Annotated in this window: 16 protein-coding genes and 1 other RNA gene; 4 read left to right on the top strand and 13 right to left on the bottom strand. The window is 44.2% G+C overall.

Translation table 11 applies throughout. From position 1 onward, the window contains the following. Window positions 1–11 precede the first annotated feature (11 nt). From mraY to rsmI, 8 genes are all read right to left on the bottom strand, one after another. On the bottom strand, window positions 12–1,094 hold the full coding sequence (mraY, locus tag QQK21_RS11910) for a phospho-N-acetylmuramoyl-pentapeptide-transferase (protein WP_284192407.1): 1,083 nt from the start codon (window positions 1,092–1,094) through the stop codon (window positions 12–14). After that, window positions 1,091–2,449: a UDP-N-acetylmuramoyl-tripeptide--D-alanyl-D-alanine ligase gene (locus QQK21_RS11905; RefSeq protein ID WP_284192406.1), complete on the bottom strand. Its 1,359-nt coding sequence runs from the start codon at window positions 2,447–2,449 to the stop codon at window positions 1,091–1,093. The genes mraY and QQK21_RS11905 overlap by 4 nt, the downstream gene beginning before the upstream one ends. After that, window positions 2,446–3,930: a UDP-N-acetylmuramoyl-L-alanyl-D-glutamate--2,6-diaminopimelate ligase gene (gene murE, locus QQK21_RS11900; RefSeq protein WP_284192405.1), complete on the bottom strand. Its 1,485-nt coding sequence runs from the start codon at window positions 3,928–3,930 to the stop codon at window positions 2,446–2,448. The genes QQK21_RS11905 and murE overlap by 4 nt, the downstream gene beginning before the upstream one ends. Window positions 3,931–3,939: 9 nt before the next feature. Continuing rightward, entirely contained in the window at window positions 3,940–5,712 is a 1,773-nt protein-coding gene (locus tag QQK21_RS11895) for a penicillin-binding transpeptidase domain-containing protein (RefSeq protein ID WP_284192404.1), read from the bottom strand. Then, window positions 5,709–6,026 (bottom strand): cell division protein FtsL, encoded by a 318-nt coding sequence (ftsL, locus tag QQK21_RS11890; protein ID WP_431313114.1) that lies wholly within the window; start codon window positions 6,024–6,026, stop codon window positions 5,709–5,711. Before ftsL ends, QQK21_RS11895 begins: the two co-directional genes overlap by 4 nt. Window positions 6,027–6,032: 6 nt before the next feature. Then, window positions 6,033–6,983 carry a 16S rRNA (cytosine(1402)-N(4))-methyltransferase RsmH gene (rsmH, locus tag QQK21_RS11885; RefSeq protein WP_284192403.1) on the bottom strand — a complete coding sequence of 317 codons (951 nt, stop codon included), beginning with the start codon at window positions 6,981–6,983 and terminating at the stop codon, window positions 6,033–6,035. 187 nt (window positions 6,984–7,170) lie between these two features. Further along, window positions 7,171–7,564, bottom strand: an RNA gene (gene rnpB / locus QQK21_RS11880) — RNase P RNA component class A. A gap of 121 nt (window positions 7,565–7,685) precedes the next feature. Next, a complete protein-coding gene (rsmI, locus tag QQK21_RS11875; protein WP_284192402.1) occupies window positions 7,686–8,549 on the bottom strand; it encodes a 16S rRNA (cytidine(1402)-2'-O)-methyltransferase in 864 nt (287 codons plus the stop codon). A 63-nt stretch (window positions 8,550–8,612) separates the two neighbouring features. Here rsmI and QQK21_RS11870 point away from each other — a divergent pair, with 63 nt between their 5' ends. Genes QQK21_RS11870 through QQK21_RS11855 form a run of 4 tightly spaced genes read left to right on the top strand, consistent with a single transcriptional unit; the run spans window position 8,613 to window position 11,950 of the window. Then, complete coding sequence (locus QQK21_RS11870) at window positions 8,613–10,427, top strand: penicillin-binding protein activator (protein ID WP_284192401.1); 1,815 nt, start codon at window positions 8,613–8,615, stop codon at window positions 10,425–10,427. Beyond that, window positions 10,411–10,779, top strand: coding sequence for a YraN family protein (locus QQK21_RS11865; RefSeq protein ID WP_284192400.1), 369 nt, complete (start codon window positions 10,411–10,413; stop codon window positions 10,777–10,779). The genes QQK21_RS11870 and QQK21_RS11865 overlap by 17 nt, the downstream gene beginning before the upstream one ends. 3 nt (window positions 10,780–10,782) lie before the next feature. After that, window positions 10,783–11,373, top strand: coding sequence for a phosphoheptose isomerase (locus QQK21_RS11860; RefSeq protein WP_284192399.1), 591 nt, complete (start codon window positions 10,783–10,785; stop codon window positions 11,371–11,373). Between the two features lie 4 nt (window positions 11,374–11,377). Then, the gene (locus tag QQK21_RS11855) at window positions 11,378–11,950 is read left to right on the top strand and encodes a BON domain-containing protein (protein ID WP_284192398.1); all 573 of its coding nucleotides are present in this window, start codon (window positions 11,378–11,380) and stop codon (window positions 11,948–11,950) included. 27 nt (window positions 11,951–11,977) lie between these two features. Here QQK21_RS11855 and sspB read toward each other — a convergent pair whose 3' ends face one another. From sspB to petA, 5 genes are all read right to left on the bottom strand, one after another. Then, a complete protein-coding gene (gene sspB, locus QQK21_RS11850) occupies window positions 11,978–12,469 on the bottom strand; it encodes a ClpXP protease specificity-enhancing factor (protein WP_284192397.1) in 492 nt (163 codons plus the stop codon). A gap of 12 nt (window positions 12,470–12,481) precedes the next feature. Next, on the bottom strand, window positions 12,482–13,117 hold the full coding sequence (gene sspA / locus QQK21_RS11845; protein WP_284192396.1) for a stringent starvation protein SspA: 636 nt from the start codon (window positions 13,115–13,117) through the stop codon (window positions 12,482–12,484). A 96-nt stretch (window positions 13,118–13,213) separates the two neighbouring features. Beyond that, on the bottom strand, window positions 13,214–13,951 hold the full coding sequence (locus tag QQK21_RS11840; RefSeq protein ID WP_284192395.1) for a cytochrome c1: 738 nt from the start codon (window positions 13,949–13,951) through the stop codon (window positions 13,214–13,216). Continuing rightward, window positions 13,948–15,213 (bottom strand): cytochrome b, encoded by a 1,266-nt coding sequence (locus QQK21_RS11835; RefSeq protein WP_284192394.1) that lies wholly within the window; start codon window positions 15,211–15,213, stop codon window positions 13,948–13,950. Before QQK21_RS11835 ends, QQK21_RS11840 begins: the two co-directional genes overlap by 4 nt. Beyond that, window positions 15,213–15,806 (bottom strand): ubiquinol-cytochrome c reductase iron-sulfur subunit, encoded by a 594-nt coding sequence (gene petA, locus QQK21_RS11830; protein ID WP_284192393.1) that lies wholly within the window; start codon window positions 15,804–15,806, stop codon window positions 15,213–15,215. The genes QQK21_RS11835 and petA overlap by 1 nt, the downstream gene beginning before the upstream one ends. Window positions 15,807–15,840: the final 34 nt, after the last annotated feature.

The raw sequence follows: 15,840 nt of genomic DNA, 5'->3' as shown, positions 1-15,840 counted from the left end.
ACTCTATTTCCTTAACGTACTTTCAGTGTGGCTAAACCAACCAGTACCAAAACGATTGAGATGATCCAAAAACGCACGATTACACGAGGCTCAGGCCAACCTTTTAGCTCATAGTGATGATGAATTGGTGCCATGCGAAAAATACGTTGACCTCTGAGTTTGTAGGAACCAACTTGTAAGATCACAGACAAAGTCTCCATGACAAAGACACCGCCCATGATGACAAGGACAAATTCTTGTCGAACAAGTACCGCAATCGTACCAAGTGCACCGCCTAGAGCGAGCGAGCCTACATCACCCATGAACACTTGAGCTGGATAGGTATTGAACCACAAAAAGCCCAAACCAGCACCAACCATTGCGGTACAAACAACCACCAACTCAGAGGCTAAGGGCACATAAGGAATATGGAGGTAATTGGCAAAGTTGACGTTCCCTGTAGCCCATGCAATAGCCGCAAATCCAGCAGACACTAGCACAGTTGGCATAATTGCCAATCCATCTAGACCATCGGTCAAATTAACTGCATTACTCGTTCCTACGATAACAAAATAGCTAAGCACTATGTAGAAAAGCCCAAGTTGAGGCATAACATCCTTGAAAAAAGGTACCACAAGTTGAGTTGCTGTCGTATCTTTACCATGTGCATACAAGGCAAAAGAAACCACCAAAGCTATCGCTGACTGCCAAAAATATTTCCAGCGAGCGATCAAACCATCCGTATCTTTGTTGACCACTTTGCGATAATCATCAACAAAGCCGACAATACCATAACCCGTTAAAACCGCTAATACGGCCCAAACATAGGGATTCGAAAGATCAGCCCAAACAATGACGGTAGTGATAATAGTCGTTAAGATCATCAGTCCGCCCATGGTTGGGGTGCCTCGTTTACTAAAATGTGATTCAGGACCCTCGTCACGAACAACTTGTCCAATCTGTAACATTTGCAGCCGTTTTATAAGACGAGGCCCCATCCAAAGAGATAAAGCTAGCGCAGTTAAAACACTCACAATGGCTCGAAAAGACAAATATTCAAATAAGCGGAAGAATGAAAAGTATGGCTGTAGAAGCTCTGCAAGCCAAATAATCATATATACATCTCCTTCAAAGCAGCAACAATATGGCTCATTCCAGCACTATTTGCGCCTTTAACAAGTAATGTTTGAGAGCCAGTATGCTCAGTAATGTGCTGCTTAATAAACTCAATCATATTTTCATGAGTGTCAAAATGCTTACCTTGGCAAACATCGCTAATCGCTATGCCATCAGCCCCATAAGTAAGCACATATTCAAATTTAAACGGCGCCGCATGTTCACCGACTTGGCGATGAAGTGCAAGACTTTCCGCACCCAATTCAGCCATATTGCCTAAAATAAGCCACCGCACACCATCGAAGCTAGCCAATAGATCGGCAGCCGCTTTCATAGCCGGGACGCTCGCATTGTAGCTATCATCGATCAATTTGATATTGTCCGTAAGCTCGATACTTTCAACTCGCCCTTTCACTTTGGATAAAGCTTCCAAACCCGAAGTAATCATCGCTGGTGACGCTCCCAATTCAATAGAAAGTGCGGTTGCAGCAAGTGCGTTAGCGACATTGTGTTGCCCCATAATCCCTAACGAAACATCAAAGCTGGTATCCGGCGTATCAATCGTAAAAGAAGCCATCCCATTTGCCTTCATGTTTAGATTACGTGCTTTATATTGAGCTCTGTTATCAGAGAGTGAGAATGTTTTCACTGTTTTGTCAGATAACACATCCTGCCAAAGCTCATCTCCATGGCTATCCAAATTCACGATGGCGACTGAACCAGACTTAAGCCCTTGGTAGATTTCACCCTTTGCTTTTTTGACCCCTTCTAAAGAGCCAAAACCTTCTAAATGCGCTGCAGCCACATTGTTAACCAGTGCAACATCCGGTCTCACCAGCTGGGTCGTATAAGCAATTTCACCAATATGATTAGCGCCTAGTTCAATCACGGCAAAGTCATCTTCTGGTTGAGAACGCAGTAATGTCAGAGGCACACCAATATCATTATTGAAATTACCAGAGGTATAAAGCACTCGCCCTTTTTGAGCCATAATGCTCGCCACCATTTCTTTCACTGTCGTTTTACCGCAGCTCCCCGTAATTGCCACCGTTGGCGTGTGACATATTTGATGGACAAACTGAGCCAGTTTTCCTAGGGCCACTTTAGTGTCCTTAACCAATAGCTGAGGCACTTGAGTATCAACACATCGACTAACAAGTAACGCGATAGCGCCAGATAGCTCAGCCTCTCCCACAAAATCATGGGCGTCAAACTTCTCACCGATTAAAGCCACAAAAAGGGAATCGGGTTCTATTGTTCGTGTATCGGTAGACACGTTTTTAACTACGACATCATTGCCGATAAGCTCAGCGTCAAGCACCTCAAGCAACTGTGATAGCATCAAAGGAATCATAATGTTAGCTCCAAAAGTTGTGCTGCTGATTCTCGATCAGAATAGTGTCGCCTTTCATCACCTATGATCTGGTAGTCTTCATGACCTTTACCTGCTAAAAAGATAATATCATCAGCGTTGCTGTGCTGCAGAGCGTAGGCTAAAGCTTGATAGCGATCGTGTTCCACGATGACTTTTGTGGGAGACATCATTCCATTCAACATATCTTTTACTATCTCAGTTGGCTGTTCGCTTCGAGGATTGTCATCGGTCAAAATGACTGTATCTGCAAGTGATTCACCAATAGCGGCCATTAATGGTCGTTTGCCTTTATCTCGGTCCCCACCACAGCCAAAAATTGCCCACAACCTGCCACGACAATGCTTCTTAAGCGCCAAAAGAGCTTTCTCCAATGCATCTGGCGTATGAGCATAATCCACCACTATTTTTGCCTTACCGACAGCCTGAAATAATTCCATGCGTCCCAAAACAGACTTCAATTGATTGGCCGTATCAATCAGAGCGTTTTTTTCATAGCCAAGTGACAATATGGTAGCAAAAGCCAACAGCACATTGCTGGCATTGAATTCACCAATCAAAGGCACAAAGAAGCAACCATCACCAAACTGGCCCGAAAAAGTTATCTCAATCCCCGAATCCGAGTAATCTATGTGGGTGGCATACACCCCCTGACCAGATTTTATCGGTGACAAAGATACTGGAATACAAGGATGTAGTTCCGCCGCCCAAGAAGCGCCGATGGGATCATCAATATTGATCACTGATCGACTGCAATGATGTTCACTAAAAAGTGAGCGCTTAGCGAGCGCGTAGTGCTCCATAGTTCCATGATAATCGAGGTGATCGCGGCTTAAATTAGAAAATACCCCGACAGCAAATTTAAGAGCCTTCACTCGGCCTTGCACTAAGCCATGAGAGGAAACTTCCATTGCAGTGTAACGAGCACCTTGGCGCTCTAAATCAGACAAAGTATGTTGAATTTCAAATGCGTGACCAGTCGTATTCGTAGCAGGTTGCAGCTGTTCAAGAAAACCATTGCCCGTAGTACCAAGCACGGCCGTTTTTTCACCCAAAAGGCATAGCCACTGAGCGATTAATTGAGTAATCGTCGTTTTACCATTAGTCCCTGTCACTGCAATCAAACGATTGTGTTCCAGTGGTATTAACCTATTTGCCATCTGCGAAAGGTGCTGATGAAGCCCCTCGATATAAATCACTGGAACCTTGTCTCGCCAGTCAATGATGCCATGAGGGTTAATTTCATTCGCTTGCGCAATAACGGCATTTGCGCCTTTAAAAACCGCCGAATCGATAAAATCCCTTCCATCAACAGAATGCCCGTTCACGGCGACAAAAGTGCACCCTGAGCTCACCCGACGACTGTCCAGCTCCAGCCTTTCAACCCGAATATCCAGCTTTTCCTTGGCAGGAATCGTTAGCCAGGGGGCAAGCAGTTCAACAAGCATTAATGATTTGGGCATAGTGTTTCTCTATTTATCTTTTTTAAATCGGTTCTCGTCGGGGGCAACATTAAGAATTTGTAACGTACCTTTGGTGATTTCAGCAAATACTGGCCCTGCGACCGAACCACCGTAGTAGTTATCACCTTGAGGCTCATTAACAACCACAACCACCGCAATTTTAGGGTTACTCACTGGAGCAATTCCTGCGGTATAGGCAAAATATTCGTCTCCATAGCCACCAGCAATTGCTTTGCGTGATGTGCCCGTTTTTGCCGCAACACGATAACCAGGAACCGCTGCTTTTGTGGCTGTTCCACCAGGCTGGGTTACCGTTTCAAGCATCTCAAGAACAATGCGAGCGTTGTCTTTATTAATCACCTGACGCGACAAATCTTGTTGATTACTTTCTATAATATGAATCGGTTGGTATTTTCCGTAATTACCCAAGGTTGCGTATGCGTGTGCCAACTGCAGAGGCGTGATCGTCAAACCATATCCAAACGCTAAAGTGGCTATTTCAAACTTTGACCAGCGACGACGGTTAGGAAAAATACCTTGTGTTTCTCCAACAAGGTTTAACCCAGACAGCTCACCGAAGCCTACCGAGCTATACATGCCTAATAACGCTTCAAGCGGCATATCCAACGCAAGTTTAGCAACACCAACATTACTCGACTTTTTCAAAATCGTGGCCAAGTCTGCTTTGCCTACCTTCGACGTATCACGCACCTTTTGGCCGCCAATTGGCATAATGCCATTACCCGTGTCAATAATGGTCTCTTTATTAGCCACTCCGTTTTCTAGCGCTGCCAATACGACAAAAGGCTTCACTGTGGAACCTGGCTCAAAGGCATCGGTTATAGCACGATTTCGCATCTTTGCAGACTGGAGATCAGCGCGATTATTGGGATTGTATGAAGGAGCATTCACCATAGCTAAGACTGCCCCTGTTTTTACGTCCAAAATCACCGCAGTGGCTGATGTGGCTCTATAGTCAGCCACTGCCTGCTTGATGGAACGGTACGCAATCGCTTGAATTCTCTGGTCAATAGTGAGTTCTAACGGTTTGCCTTGTTCTCTTTCCTCAAGCGAAATATTTTCAACCACTCGTCCATATCTGTCTTTACGTATAATGCGTTTTCCTGCTTCTCCCGTTAGCCACTTATCGTAGCTGCGTTCAGTACCTTCTAAACCATGTCCATCAATACCGGTCACCCCCACCAAATGGGCACTCACTTCACCTGTTGGGTAGTAACGACGAGACTCAGCCTTGAGTCCGACACCCGCTAATTTTAACTCTCTGATATAGTTAGCCATCGCTGGGCTCACTTGGCGCTGAAGATAAATAAAACGCCGAGATTTATTGCTTCTAATCTTGTCCACCATTTTCTGGCGGTCAAGACCCAAAACATCAGCCAATGCATACCAAGAGTCCATATTCGCCAAACCATCACGTTTAAAGATAGTGACTGGATCGGCCCATACCGCTTCGACAGGAACGCTAACAGCAAGCGGCTCGCCATTACGATCCGAGATAATACCGCGAGCAGAATGAATGGTTTTCGCTCGAACTGAACGTAAATCACCTTGCTGGATAAGGTTATCAGGCTCAATAATTTGGATATAGGCAATTCTTGTGATTAGAGACATAAAAGCGCCAAACATAACCACTAAAACCAAATAGAAGCGCCATCGAATGAAACTGGGTGCTTCTCTATCAGCAGGTTTTTTCTTCGGCACATTTTTAGCTGTTTTTTTAGCTGTTTTTTTAGCTGTGGGAGATAGTTTACTTTTGCTCATGGTAAATCAATCACCACCTCTTTATCCGCATCAGGGCGTTTCATCTGCAATTCGTCTTTCGCGATTTCCTGCACTCGGCTGTGCTCTGCCAAGGCGGTCTCTTCAAGCAATAGATTGCGCCACTCATTGTCGAGTCGCTCCCGCTCTTGAAGAGCCAAGTCCTTTTCTGTGATTGCTTGACGTGTATGATGTGTAGTAAATACAACGGCCATCGCAGACGCAAAAATCAACGTCAGGATCAGCAGAGGTATACGTCCGACAGTGACAAGGTCCAATGCGATGAGTTTGGCCAGATTAGGTACGGGGTTGTTCATAGCTATCTAAAGCTTCTCTGCGATTCTAAGTACCGAGCTGCGAGAGCGTGTATTCACTTCGACTTCTTGTTTAGACGGTTTAATCGCTTTACCCACAGGCATTAAATTGGCGCTACCGAGAGCACTGATTTGTTCCTCGGTCAGAGGAATACCGTGCGGCACGTCTGGCCCTTTGCTCTCTTTACGAATGAATCGCTTTACCATTCTGTCTTCGAGTGAGTGAAAACTTATGACCGACAAACGACCTTTGGGAGCTAAAATACTTGCGGCTGCTTTTAATGCCGTGTCAATCTCTTCCAGTTCACTATTAATATAGATTCGAAATGCTTGGAAGGTACGCGTTGCCGGATGTTTCTTCTCTTTGAAACTTTTTGGGGCCGCATCTGAAATCAATTTAGCCAATTGACTGGTTCGTGTTAGAGGCTCATTGTCTTCATTTTCTCGATAAGCCACGATGGCTTTTGCAATACGGCGAGCATGTTTATCTTCACCAAATTCACGGATAACCCAAGTAATATCATCAAGATCCGCTTCGACAAGCCACTGAGACACAGGTATACCTGAAGTCGGATCCATTCTCATATCCAATGGACCATCTTTCATAAAGCTAAAACCACGTTCTGCATCATCCAATTGGGGAGACGAAACGCCTAAATCAAGCAATACGCCATCGATTTTACCCACTAAGTCGCGCTGCTTTGCATATTCCGCCATACCTGAGAAGGGGCCATGAATAATATTAAACCTAACATCATCAATCGTCTTGGCCTCTGCAATTGCCTGAGGATCACGATCAATACTGAACAAACGGCCTTCGGTTCCTAGTTTGCTCAATATCTGGCGGCTATGTCCACCACGACCAAAGGTTCCATCAATGTAAATACCATCAGGCTTAATTGCTAAACCATCGATAGATTCATGCAGTAAAACAGAAATATGCTTAAATTCTTCGGTCATCGTATCTATATCTCGCTCTCGCACCGATGCGCTAAAAAACTACCCAGTTTACTCTTTTAGCACGGGATAGCTACCTATGCTAAATCGTACACGTGATATGGCGCTAAGTTTAGTGCTTATCGCAGTAAGTTCGTCAATAAAAAGCAAAAAACCCATCATAACACGAGTGCTATGATGGGTTTCGAATAGGTGGAGCCGACATATAAGCCGGGTTCTGTTCCGCTTACGCGGCGGTAGCCATTCGTCTAGGCCAGCAATCGCTCACTGGCTCAAGCAACCTACCCGCTTCCTTACGCGAGCAACGCAATGTGGAAGCCTATTTGGTCTTGCTCCGGGTGGAGTTTACCTTGCAACGAACTGTTACCAGCTGTCCGGTGCGCTCTTACCGCACCCTTTCACCCTTACCTGTGCTCTACGAGCCATCGGCGGTCTTCTCTCTGCTGCACTTGTCGTAGGCTTGCGCCCCCCAGGCGTTACCTGGCACCCTGCTCTATGGAGCCCGGACTTTCCTCCCCTCTATCAGTCTCCCTCACCACGTGGATGAAGGACATCAATAAAGCAGCGACTACCCAGTCAACTCCGAGGCGGATTGTATAGACATTAACATCCAGTGTCTAGCGAGATCACAAATATGATGAAATCAAGCAGCCAACTGATGCAAATTTCAGCATTATTCCTCTCAGAACATCTGACTAAGTCAAATCAATCAAGAGACTCTAGACCCCATTTGTAAAGCGCATTTTTCTTTAAGTTATATATTTCAGCGGCCAAAGCCGCTGCTTTTTTTAGCGGTAGCTCTTTACTTAAAATAGTCAGTGCTCGCGTTGCGTCTTCTGGCAAAGAATCCTCACTGACAGCTCGATATCCATGAATAAGCAGCGCCATTTCGCCTCGTTGCTGATTGTGATCGGATTTAACCCAATCTACTAACTGCCCCAAGGGTAAACCATGAATCGTTTCAAATGTCTTCGTCAGTTCACGAGCTAAAACGACTTCACGTTCAGGACCCAGAATATCGAGCATATCAGTCAGAGAATCGAGAATTCGATGTGGCGATTCGTAAAAAATACAGGTACGTTCAACTTTAGCAATTTCAAGAAATTTGTCTTTTCTTCCTTTACTTTTCGCGGGCAAAAAACCTTCAAAGCTAAATCGATCTGAAGGTAAACCTGATGCGCTCAGAGCTGTCACTAAAGCGCATGCACCTGGCAAGGGCACAACTTTAACCCCGGCCTGACGACACTTCGTCACTAAATGATATCCTGGATCACTGATTAATGGGGTACCCGCATCAGAAACAAGTGCAATAGAGTACCCAGCTAACAGTTTCTCAACCAAAACTTGCGCTTTTTGCTGCTCATTATGATCATGAAGAGCAAAGGTTTTCGTCGAAATGCCAAAGTGTGAAAGCAGTTTGCCTGTGTGACGAGTATCTTCAGCAGCAATAAGATCAACATTGGTTAATATTTCAAGTGCCCGTTGAGTGATATCACCTAAATTGCCAATTGGCGTCGGGACAATATAGAGGGTTGGGACCTCAGTTGGTAAGGTTTTTTGATCTGTCATTTGTTTACCATCACTTCAACGATTAATATAGACAAAATTTTGTACGGAAATAGTTAATAACTCATGGCCATGAACAACCACAAGAGACTCAGTGTAACACGCATACTGACTCCTGTAGCCCTCGCTGTCATTTTGTCAGCGTGTTCTACAGGTCCGACTAAACAAACAAACGTAGATATTACCCTCTCACCTAATCAGTCAACTCGCACTTACCTAATGCGGGCAGACAGCAGTCAGGGGAATATTCAAAATGATTGGCTAATCATGGCGTTAAAAGCTGCGATAAAATCTAACGACTACACCCAGAGTGATCTACTCATACGCCGTCTCGCTAGGCAAGACCTTTCTCATATGCAGCAGGCGGAATGGCAACTCTCGCATGCCGAGCTGCTGATTAAACAAAGCCAATATGACAAAGCGCTAAATACGCTAAATTTCTCTTCATCATGGAAATTAGCCGATACGCAATGGCAAACCTATCATAAGATGAGAGCTAACTTATTCAATCAAAAGGGAAATTACTTTGAAGCGGCAAGAGAACTTGTTGAGTCAGCCAACTATGCGCAACCTTCCCAACAAAAAGATATTTCTCAAAATATTTGGGATAACTTAAACCAATACAACCAATATGACATCACAGAGCACACAGCGAAGCGTGATGAAGAAATATTGGACGGTTGGCTACAATTAGCGATTTATACCAAAACCTTGTCGGCTAATATTACTCAGCTCAAGAATACTCTTGAAAAATGGCTCGAGGAAAACCCAAATCACCCTGCAGCTATAGATACCCCACAAGGCATTATCGACATTTTAAACCTTGAAGTCACAAAACCAGTAAATACGGCGCTATTGCTGCCTCTCTCTGGTAAATTTTCCAAGCAAGCACAATTGATTCGCGATGGGTTCATTTTGGCAATGATGAATGATAACCAACGCGATGAGAATGCAAGCTTAACCATTATTGATACCAACAACACCACCGTCGAGCAACTGGAACAAACATTGATAGAAAAACGCATCGACTTTATAGTCGGCCCATTAGTAAAAAGTAATATTGATAAGTTGACGCAAGCCCAAGCGAGTTTTTCACAACCTCTTCCAACACTTGCTCTCAATATTCCAGATAATCTAGAATCTGGAAACAACATTTGTTATCTTGCCCTTTCACCAGAACAAGAAGTTGCACAAGCTGCAAAGCATTTATACTCTCAGGGCTATCGCTACCCATTAGTCTTGGCTCCGCAAGGTACTTTGGGCACTCGTGTTGTCGAAGCCTTTGAACAAGAATGGAAAAAATACAGCCGTAATCAAGTCGCAGTTAATCTGTTTGGTGATAAACGCCAACTACAAAAAGACATCAATAAGGTCTTTGGTTTGCAAGAAAGTCAGCAACACATCGCACAAATGGAATCATTACTGAACATTCCCCTAAAAACCCAACCACGCAGTAGACGTGATATAGATGCTGTCTATATTGTTGCTGGTAATGCAGAATTAACGCTGTTAAAGCCATTCATTGAGGTTGCAGTTAACCCTGATACCGTGCCACCGAAGCTATTTTCCAACTCTCGGAGCAACAGCGGACAACAACAGTATGAAGATTTAACGGGTGTCATGTATAGCGATATTCCACTGCTCGTTCAACCTAATGAATCACTTGAAGCGCAAATGAAACAGCTATGGCCAAAAGACTCAAATGCAGAGAAACGCCTGCAGGCTCTTGGCATGGATGCATATTTATTGATGGAGCAGCTTCCACAAATGAAAGTCGTCGAAGGTTACACCCTACAAGGCAATACAGGGTTACTCAGCCTAAGCTCTGATTGTGTAATACAACGCGAAGTCAGTTGGGCTGAATATGGTCACGCTGACTAAACGGCAAAGTGGTGAACATTATGAAGCTTTGGCGGAACAGTATTTAGTTCGCCAAGGCCTTGTCACTATCGAGAAAAACTTCCATGTAAAAGGAGGTGAACTCGATCTTATAATGCAAGACAGTTCCAGCATAGTATTTATCGAGGTCCGCTATCGCTCAAACCAGCATTATGGGCATGCAGCGGAGACGGTAACTCAAACAAAAATGCTTAAACTCGTCAAAGCCGCGAATGTATGGTTGATGAAACAAGGTAAATCCGTTCATACTACTGACTTTCGATTTGATCTGATTGCCATCCACCAACAAGGCCAGCAAATCGAATGGATAAAAAACGCAATAACTCAAGGATAATCGATGCTAGACAGCATTAAAGATAGCTTTACAGAAAGTATTCAGATTCAAATCGCTGCTGCAGAAGCGCTTCCTGATGCCATTACTCATGCAGCACAAGCGATGGTTGCTAGCCTGCTAAATGGCAACAAGATTTTATGTTGTGGCAACGGAGGATCTTCTTCCAACGCACAACAATTCGTTTCTTGCCTACTCAATCGCTTTGAAACTGAACGCCCTAGCCTACCAGCAATGGCTCTAACTGCCGATAATACCACTCTGACAGCGGTAGCAAATGACTACCATTACGAAGAGATTTTCTCAAAGCAGGTTCGCGCATTCGGTCAAGCCGGTGATATTCTACTGGCCATATCAACCAGCGGTAATAGCAAAAACATTATCAAAGCAATGGAAGCCGCCGTGACTCGAGACATGACTATCATCGCATTTACAGGTAAAGACGGTGGTGAAATGGCAGGGTTACTCGGTGATAACGATGTTGAAATTAGGATTCCATCTCACAGAACAGCAAGAATTCACGAAGTGCATATGGTGACTCTGCATTGTCTGTGCGATCTTATTGATCAAGTTCTCTTTCCTGCTCACGATGAATAACCCCATGAAACACTTAAAAACATTACTTATCAGCTGTTTGCTACTTAGTACTACTGGCTGCGCAGGTCTTTTTGTTGCAGGGGCAGCAACTACCGCGAATATAGTGACAGACACTCGTACCACGCAAGAAATTTGGGATGACAACAATATTGAGTTTGAAGTTGCGGGTATCGCCAATAAAGCCCCATTTCAGCATGACGTAAGAATCTCAGCCAGTTCCTATGATGGTACAGTTATTTTGATAGGGCAAGCGAGCACCGCTGAACTTCTAAATAGTTTCGTTACTAAAACCAAAGAGATAAAAGGCGTAAAGACCATACACAATCAAGTTAGGATCAAAGCACCTCTTTCCATTGGCGAAATTAGCCATGATAGTTGGATAACCACTAAGGTCAAATCAGCCTTACTGACCAACAAAACACTTAATGGTGTTAAAGTCAAAGTCATTACCGAAGATAAAGAAGTCTTCTTACTTGGTTACCTTACCCCAGAACAAGCTGATGTCGCTGTTGATGTCGCTAGAAATGTTTCTGGTGTAAAGCAGGTTATCAAAGCCTTTAAAACCAGCAACCAATAAAAAAAGCAGCGTATGCTGCTTTTTACATCACTTCACAACTCGGAGACTAGGACGCCCTTTAGGCCTTGGTGGTTCATCATCTGGAGTCGGGCCATCATCAATCATTTCAGTGGCCAATGATAGTCCAGCACTTTCACCATCGTGATCTTCCATTGACGACTCCTCAGCAAGCCCAACAGCTTCTTCGTCATAAGCATCTTCTGGCTCAAACATAGTACCCGCACCATTTTCACGCGCATAGATAGCCTGAACCGCATACAAAGGAACAATGACACTATGAGGACGACCAGAGAAACGAGCATTAAAGGTAATAGCCTCATTACCCAACTCCAAATTTCCCACAGCACGAGGAGCGATATTCAAAATGATTTGCCCATCTTGAACAAACTCAACTGGCACACGAACCCCTGGTAAAGTTGCAGCGACAACCAAGTGAGGCGTCAGATCATTATCAACCAACCAATCATAAAATGCTCGAAGCATATATGGTCGACGTGGTGTCATGTTTGGTATGTCCATCTCGCTTCCTAACTAGCGACTTAGGCGCATTTCACGCTCAGCTTCCGTTAAAGAAGCCAAGAAAGAATCACGTTCAAATACACGATTCATGTAAACTTTCAGCTCTTTCGAACCTGGGCCAACTAAATCGATACCTAACTGTGGCAAACGCCATAACAACGGCGCTAAGTAACAGTCAATTAAGCTAAACTCTTCACTCATGAAGTACTCAAACTCAGCAAATACTGGACCTAGCGTTAGTAAATCATTACGCAATTTATTACGAGCAGCTTCCGCTTCTTCAGCATTACCTTTAGTAATCTTTTCTGCAAGTGAGTACCAGTTTTTCTCAATACGATAAATCATCAGACGACTGTTTCCTCTTGCAACAGGATAAACAGGCATTAATGGCGGATGAGGAAAACGCTCATCTAGGTATTCCATAATGATTTTCGAGTCGTACAAAGCCAGCTCGCGATCAACCAGAGTAGGCACTGATTTATAAGGGTTTAGTTCGATCAATTCAGCAGGAAGGTTTGCTTCATCGACTAATTCAACTTCAACGCTTACGCCTTTTTCAGCCAGGACAATACGGACCTGATGGCTATACATATCAGATGCACTTGAAAATAGAGTCATCACAGAACGTTTATTGGCAGCTACAGCCATGGAGCCCTCCAGCACACATACGGATATAAAAATAATGGAGGCTAAGCCTCCATTATCAACAATAAAATTGGGAATTAGCAGCACATATTAGCACAATTAATGGACATCACGCCAATATTCTTTCTTAAGCAAGACAACGACGATAGTGAAAATAACTAAAAATGCCATCACCCACCATCCCAATGCGTTGCGCTCCAATTTAACTGGGTCTCCCGAGTATTCAAGGAAGTTAACTAAATCTCGTACAGCATCATCATATTCTTCTTGATTTAACTCACCAGTACCATTCGTTTCAGTCCCAACAACCACTTTATGCTCTTCACCATTGACTGTCTTAGTCTCGTAGACAGGGGTTGGTATACCTTGCAGCTCTTCAAGGACATGTGGCATACCGACACTTGGGAAAACAATATTATTGACACCAAATGGTCTAGAAGGATCTTCATAAAATGAACGAAGATAGGTGTACAACCAATCCACACCCCTAACACGAGCAACCAGAGTTAAGTCAGGAGGCGTCGCACCAAACCATTTCGCAGCTGAACTGTCTGGAATCGCATTTTCCATTAAGTCGCCAACTTTGGCGTTGGGGTCAAAAATAAGATTGTCTTTAAGCAGCTCTACGGGAATACCTATATCACGTGCAACACGCTCATAACGCTGATACTGAGATGAATGACAACCAAAGCAGTAGTTCATAAAAAGTTTAGCGCCGTTCTGTAGTGACGCTTGATCGCTAAGATCGTTATTTGCTTTATCTAGTGACACCACCGCCCCTGAAGCCATAACGAGAGTGGGCAGTATTGCAAATAAAGTTACAATCCATTTTTTCATTTGAAGTTCACCCTTTCTGGTAGAGGCTTAGTCGCTTCATTCTTGCTGTAGAAATACAGCAGCACGAAGAACATAAAGTACGCTAAGCTGAAGATCTGAGCTAGCAAAGTGTATGTGGGTGTCGCAGGAAGCGCACCGAGTATACCCAAAGCAATAAAGCTGATCGTAAACTGGATGATATTGAATAAATGGAACTTACTACGATAGCGGTAAGAACGCACTTTACAGCGATCCAACCAAGGTAACACAAACAGCACTGCAATAGATGCCCCCATAGCAATTACGCCAATGAGTTTATCTGGAACAGCACGTAAGATGGCATAGAAAGGTGTAAAGTACCAAACAGGTGCAATATGTTCTGGTGTCTTTAACGGGTTTGCTGCTTCAAAGTTAGGCGGCTCGAGGAAGTATCCTCCCATTTCTGGATTAAAGAACAACACATAACAGAACAAAAATAAAAACCCAGCCACACCCACTAAGTCTTTCACCGTACCGTATGGATGGAAAGGAATACTGTCTATAATGTCGTATTTTTTCACATAGTCATTATGGAATTTGAATTGCGTTTTATAGTCATCACCCATAGTCCCTTTAGGCAATTTTGTTTCAATGCCATCTGGGTTGTTCGACCCTACTTCATGTAACGCCAGAACGTGCAACACAATAAGAAGTAACAGCACTATAGGTAGTGCAACCACGTGTAGCGCAAAGAAACGGTTTAACGTTGCACCTGAAATAACATAGTCCCCTCGAATCCAGAGCGTCAAATCATCACCGATGACTGGGATAGCACCAAACAAAGAGATAATGACCTGTGCGCCCCAGTATGACATTTGTCCCCAAGGCAATAGATAGCCCATAAAGGCTTCAGCCATCAATACGAGGAAGATCAGCATTCCAAAGATCCACAGTAGCTCACGTGGTTTTTGGTAGGAGCCATAGATAAGGCCGCGAAACATGTGTAGGTAAACAACAACAAAAAACGCAGAAGCCCCTGTGGAGTGCATATAACGAAGCAACCAGCCATAGTCTACATCACGCATGATGTATTCTACCGAAGCAAATGCACCATCACCAGATGGTTCATAATTCATTGTTAACCAAATACCCGTTAATAGTTGGTTAACCAAAACCAGCATTGCCAATGAACCAAAGAGATACCAAAAGTTAAAGTTCTTAGGCATCGGGTATTCAGAGAGGTGCTTCTTGTACGCATTCATCGCAGGGATGCGTTTTTCCACCCAATCAAGTAGAGCTTGCATTATGCCTCTCCTTCTTCATCAACACCGATAATGATTCTGGTATCCGTGAGGTACATGTGTTTAGGGATCACAAGGTTCAACGGAGCGGGTACTCCCTGAAACACTCTCCCTGCCATATCAAATTTAGACCCATGGCAAGGGCAAAAGAACCCAGACTTAACTCCTTGGACTTGTTCACTAAAAGTGTCAGGCAAATAAGTTGGCGAACAACCCAAGTGGGTACAGATTCCCACCGCAACAAAGTATTCCGGTTTGATCGAACGATAAGCATTCTGCGCATAACTAGGCTGCTGCTCTTCATCCGATGAAGGGTCACGGAGTTGACCATCAATATTTTTTAGTCCATCAACCACAGACTGTGCCCGACGAACAACCCAAACTGGTTTACCGCGCCACTCAACGCGAACCATTTGACCTTCTTCAAGCTTACCGATTTCGACTTCGACAGGGGCACCCGCAGCTTTTGCTTTCTCACTTGGGTTCCAAGATTTAATAAAAGGAACGGCGACAGCAGCAGCTCCGAGACCCCCTACAACGGCAGTTGTAGCTGTCAAGAAACGTCTGCGGCCGTTATTTAAAGGCGCATTGCTCATCCAAACATTCTCCCACTTGCTCCTTTTGGATTAT

Source organism: Vibrio zhanjiangensis (genome assembly GCF_030161235.1).
Taxonomy (GTDB): Bacteria; Pseudomonadota; Gammaproteobacteria; order Enterobacterales; family Vibrionaceae; genus Vibrio; species Vibrio zhanjiangensis.
Note: the sequence above shows the minus strand (reverse complement) of the source record. Positions and strands in the feature narration are given on the sequence as shown.

Bases quoted from the DNA above. Each gene is read 5' to 3' on its own strand.
- mraY (WP_284192407.1), bottom strand. From the start codon at position 1,094: ATGATTATTTGGCTTGCAGAGCTTCTACAGCCATACTTTTCATTCTTC.
- QQK21_RS11905 (WP_284192406.1), bottom strand. From the start codon at position 2,449: ATGATTCCTTTGATGCTATCACAGTTGCTTGAGGTGCTTGACGCTGAG.
- murE (WP_284192405.1), bottom strand. From the start codon at position 3,930: ATGCCCAAATCATTAATGCTTGTTGAACTGCTTGCCCCCTGGCTAACG.
- QQK21_RS11895 (WP_284192404.1), bottom strand. From the start codon at position 5,712: ATGAGCAAAAGTAAACTATCTCCCACAGCTAAAAAAACAGCTAAAAAA.
- ftsL (WP_431313114.1), bottom strand. From the start codon at position 6,026: ATGAACAACCCCGTACCTAATCTGGCCAAACTCATCGCATTGGACCTT.
- rsmH (WP_284192403.1), bottom strand. From the start codon at position 6,983: ATGACCGAAGAATTTAAGCATATTTCTGTTTTACTGCATGAATCTATC.
- rsmI (WP_284192402.1), bottom strand. From the start codon at position 8,549: ATGACAGATCAAAAAACCTTACCAACTGAGGTCCCAACCCTCTATATT.
- QQK21_RS11870 (WP_284192401.1), top strand. From the start codon at position 8,613: ATGGCCATGAACAACCACAAGAGACTCAGTGTAACACGCATACTGACT.
- QQK21_RS11865 (WP_284192400.1), top strand. From the start codon at position 10,411: ATGGTCACGCTGACTAAACGGCAAAGTGGTGAACATTATGAAGCTTTG.
- QQK21_RS11860 (WP_284192399.1), top strand. From the start codon at position 10,783: ATGCTAGACAGCATTAAAGATAGCTTTACAGAAAGTATTCAGATTCAA.
- QQK21_RS11855 (WP_284192398.1), top strand. From the start codon at position 11,378: ATGAAACACTTAAAAACATTACTTATCAGCTGTTTGCTACTTAGTACT.
- sspB (WP_284192397.1), bottom strand. From the start codon at position 12,469: ATGGACATACCAAACATGACACCACGTCGACCATATATGCTTCGAGCA.
- sspA (WP_284192396.1), bottom strand. From the start codon at position 13,117: ATGGCTGTAGCTGCCAATAAACGTTCTGTGATGACTCTATTTTCAAGT.
- QQK21_RS11840 (WP_284192395.1), bottom strand. From the start codon at position 13,951: ATGAAAAAATGGATTGTAACTTTATTTGCAATACTGCCCACTCTCGTT.
- QQK21_RS11835 (WP_284192394.1), bottom strand. From the start codon at position 15,213: ATGCAAGCTCTACTTGATTGGGTGGAAAAACGCATCCCTGCGATGAAT.
- petA (WP_284192393.1), bottom strand. From the start codon at position 15,806: ATGAGCAATGCGCCTTTAAATAACGGCCGCAGACGTTTCTTGACAGCT.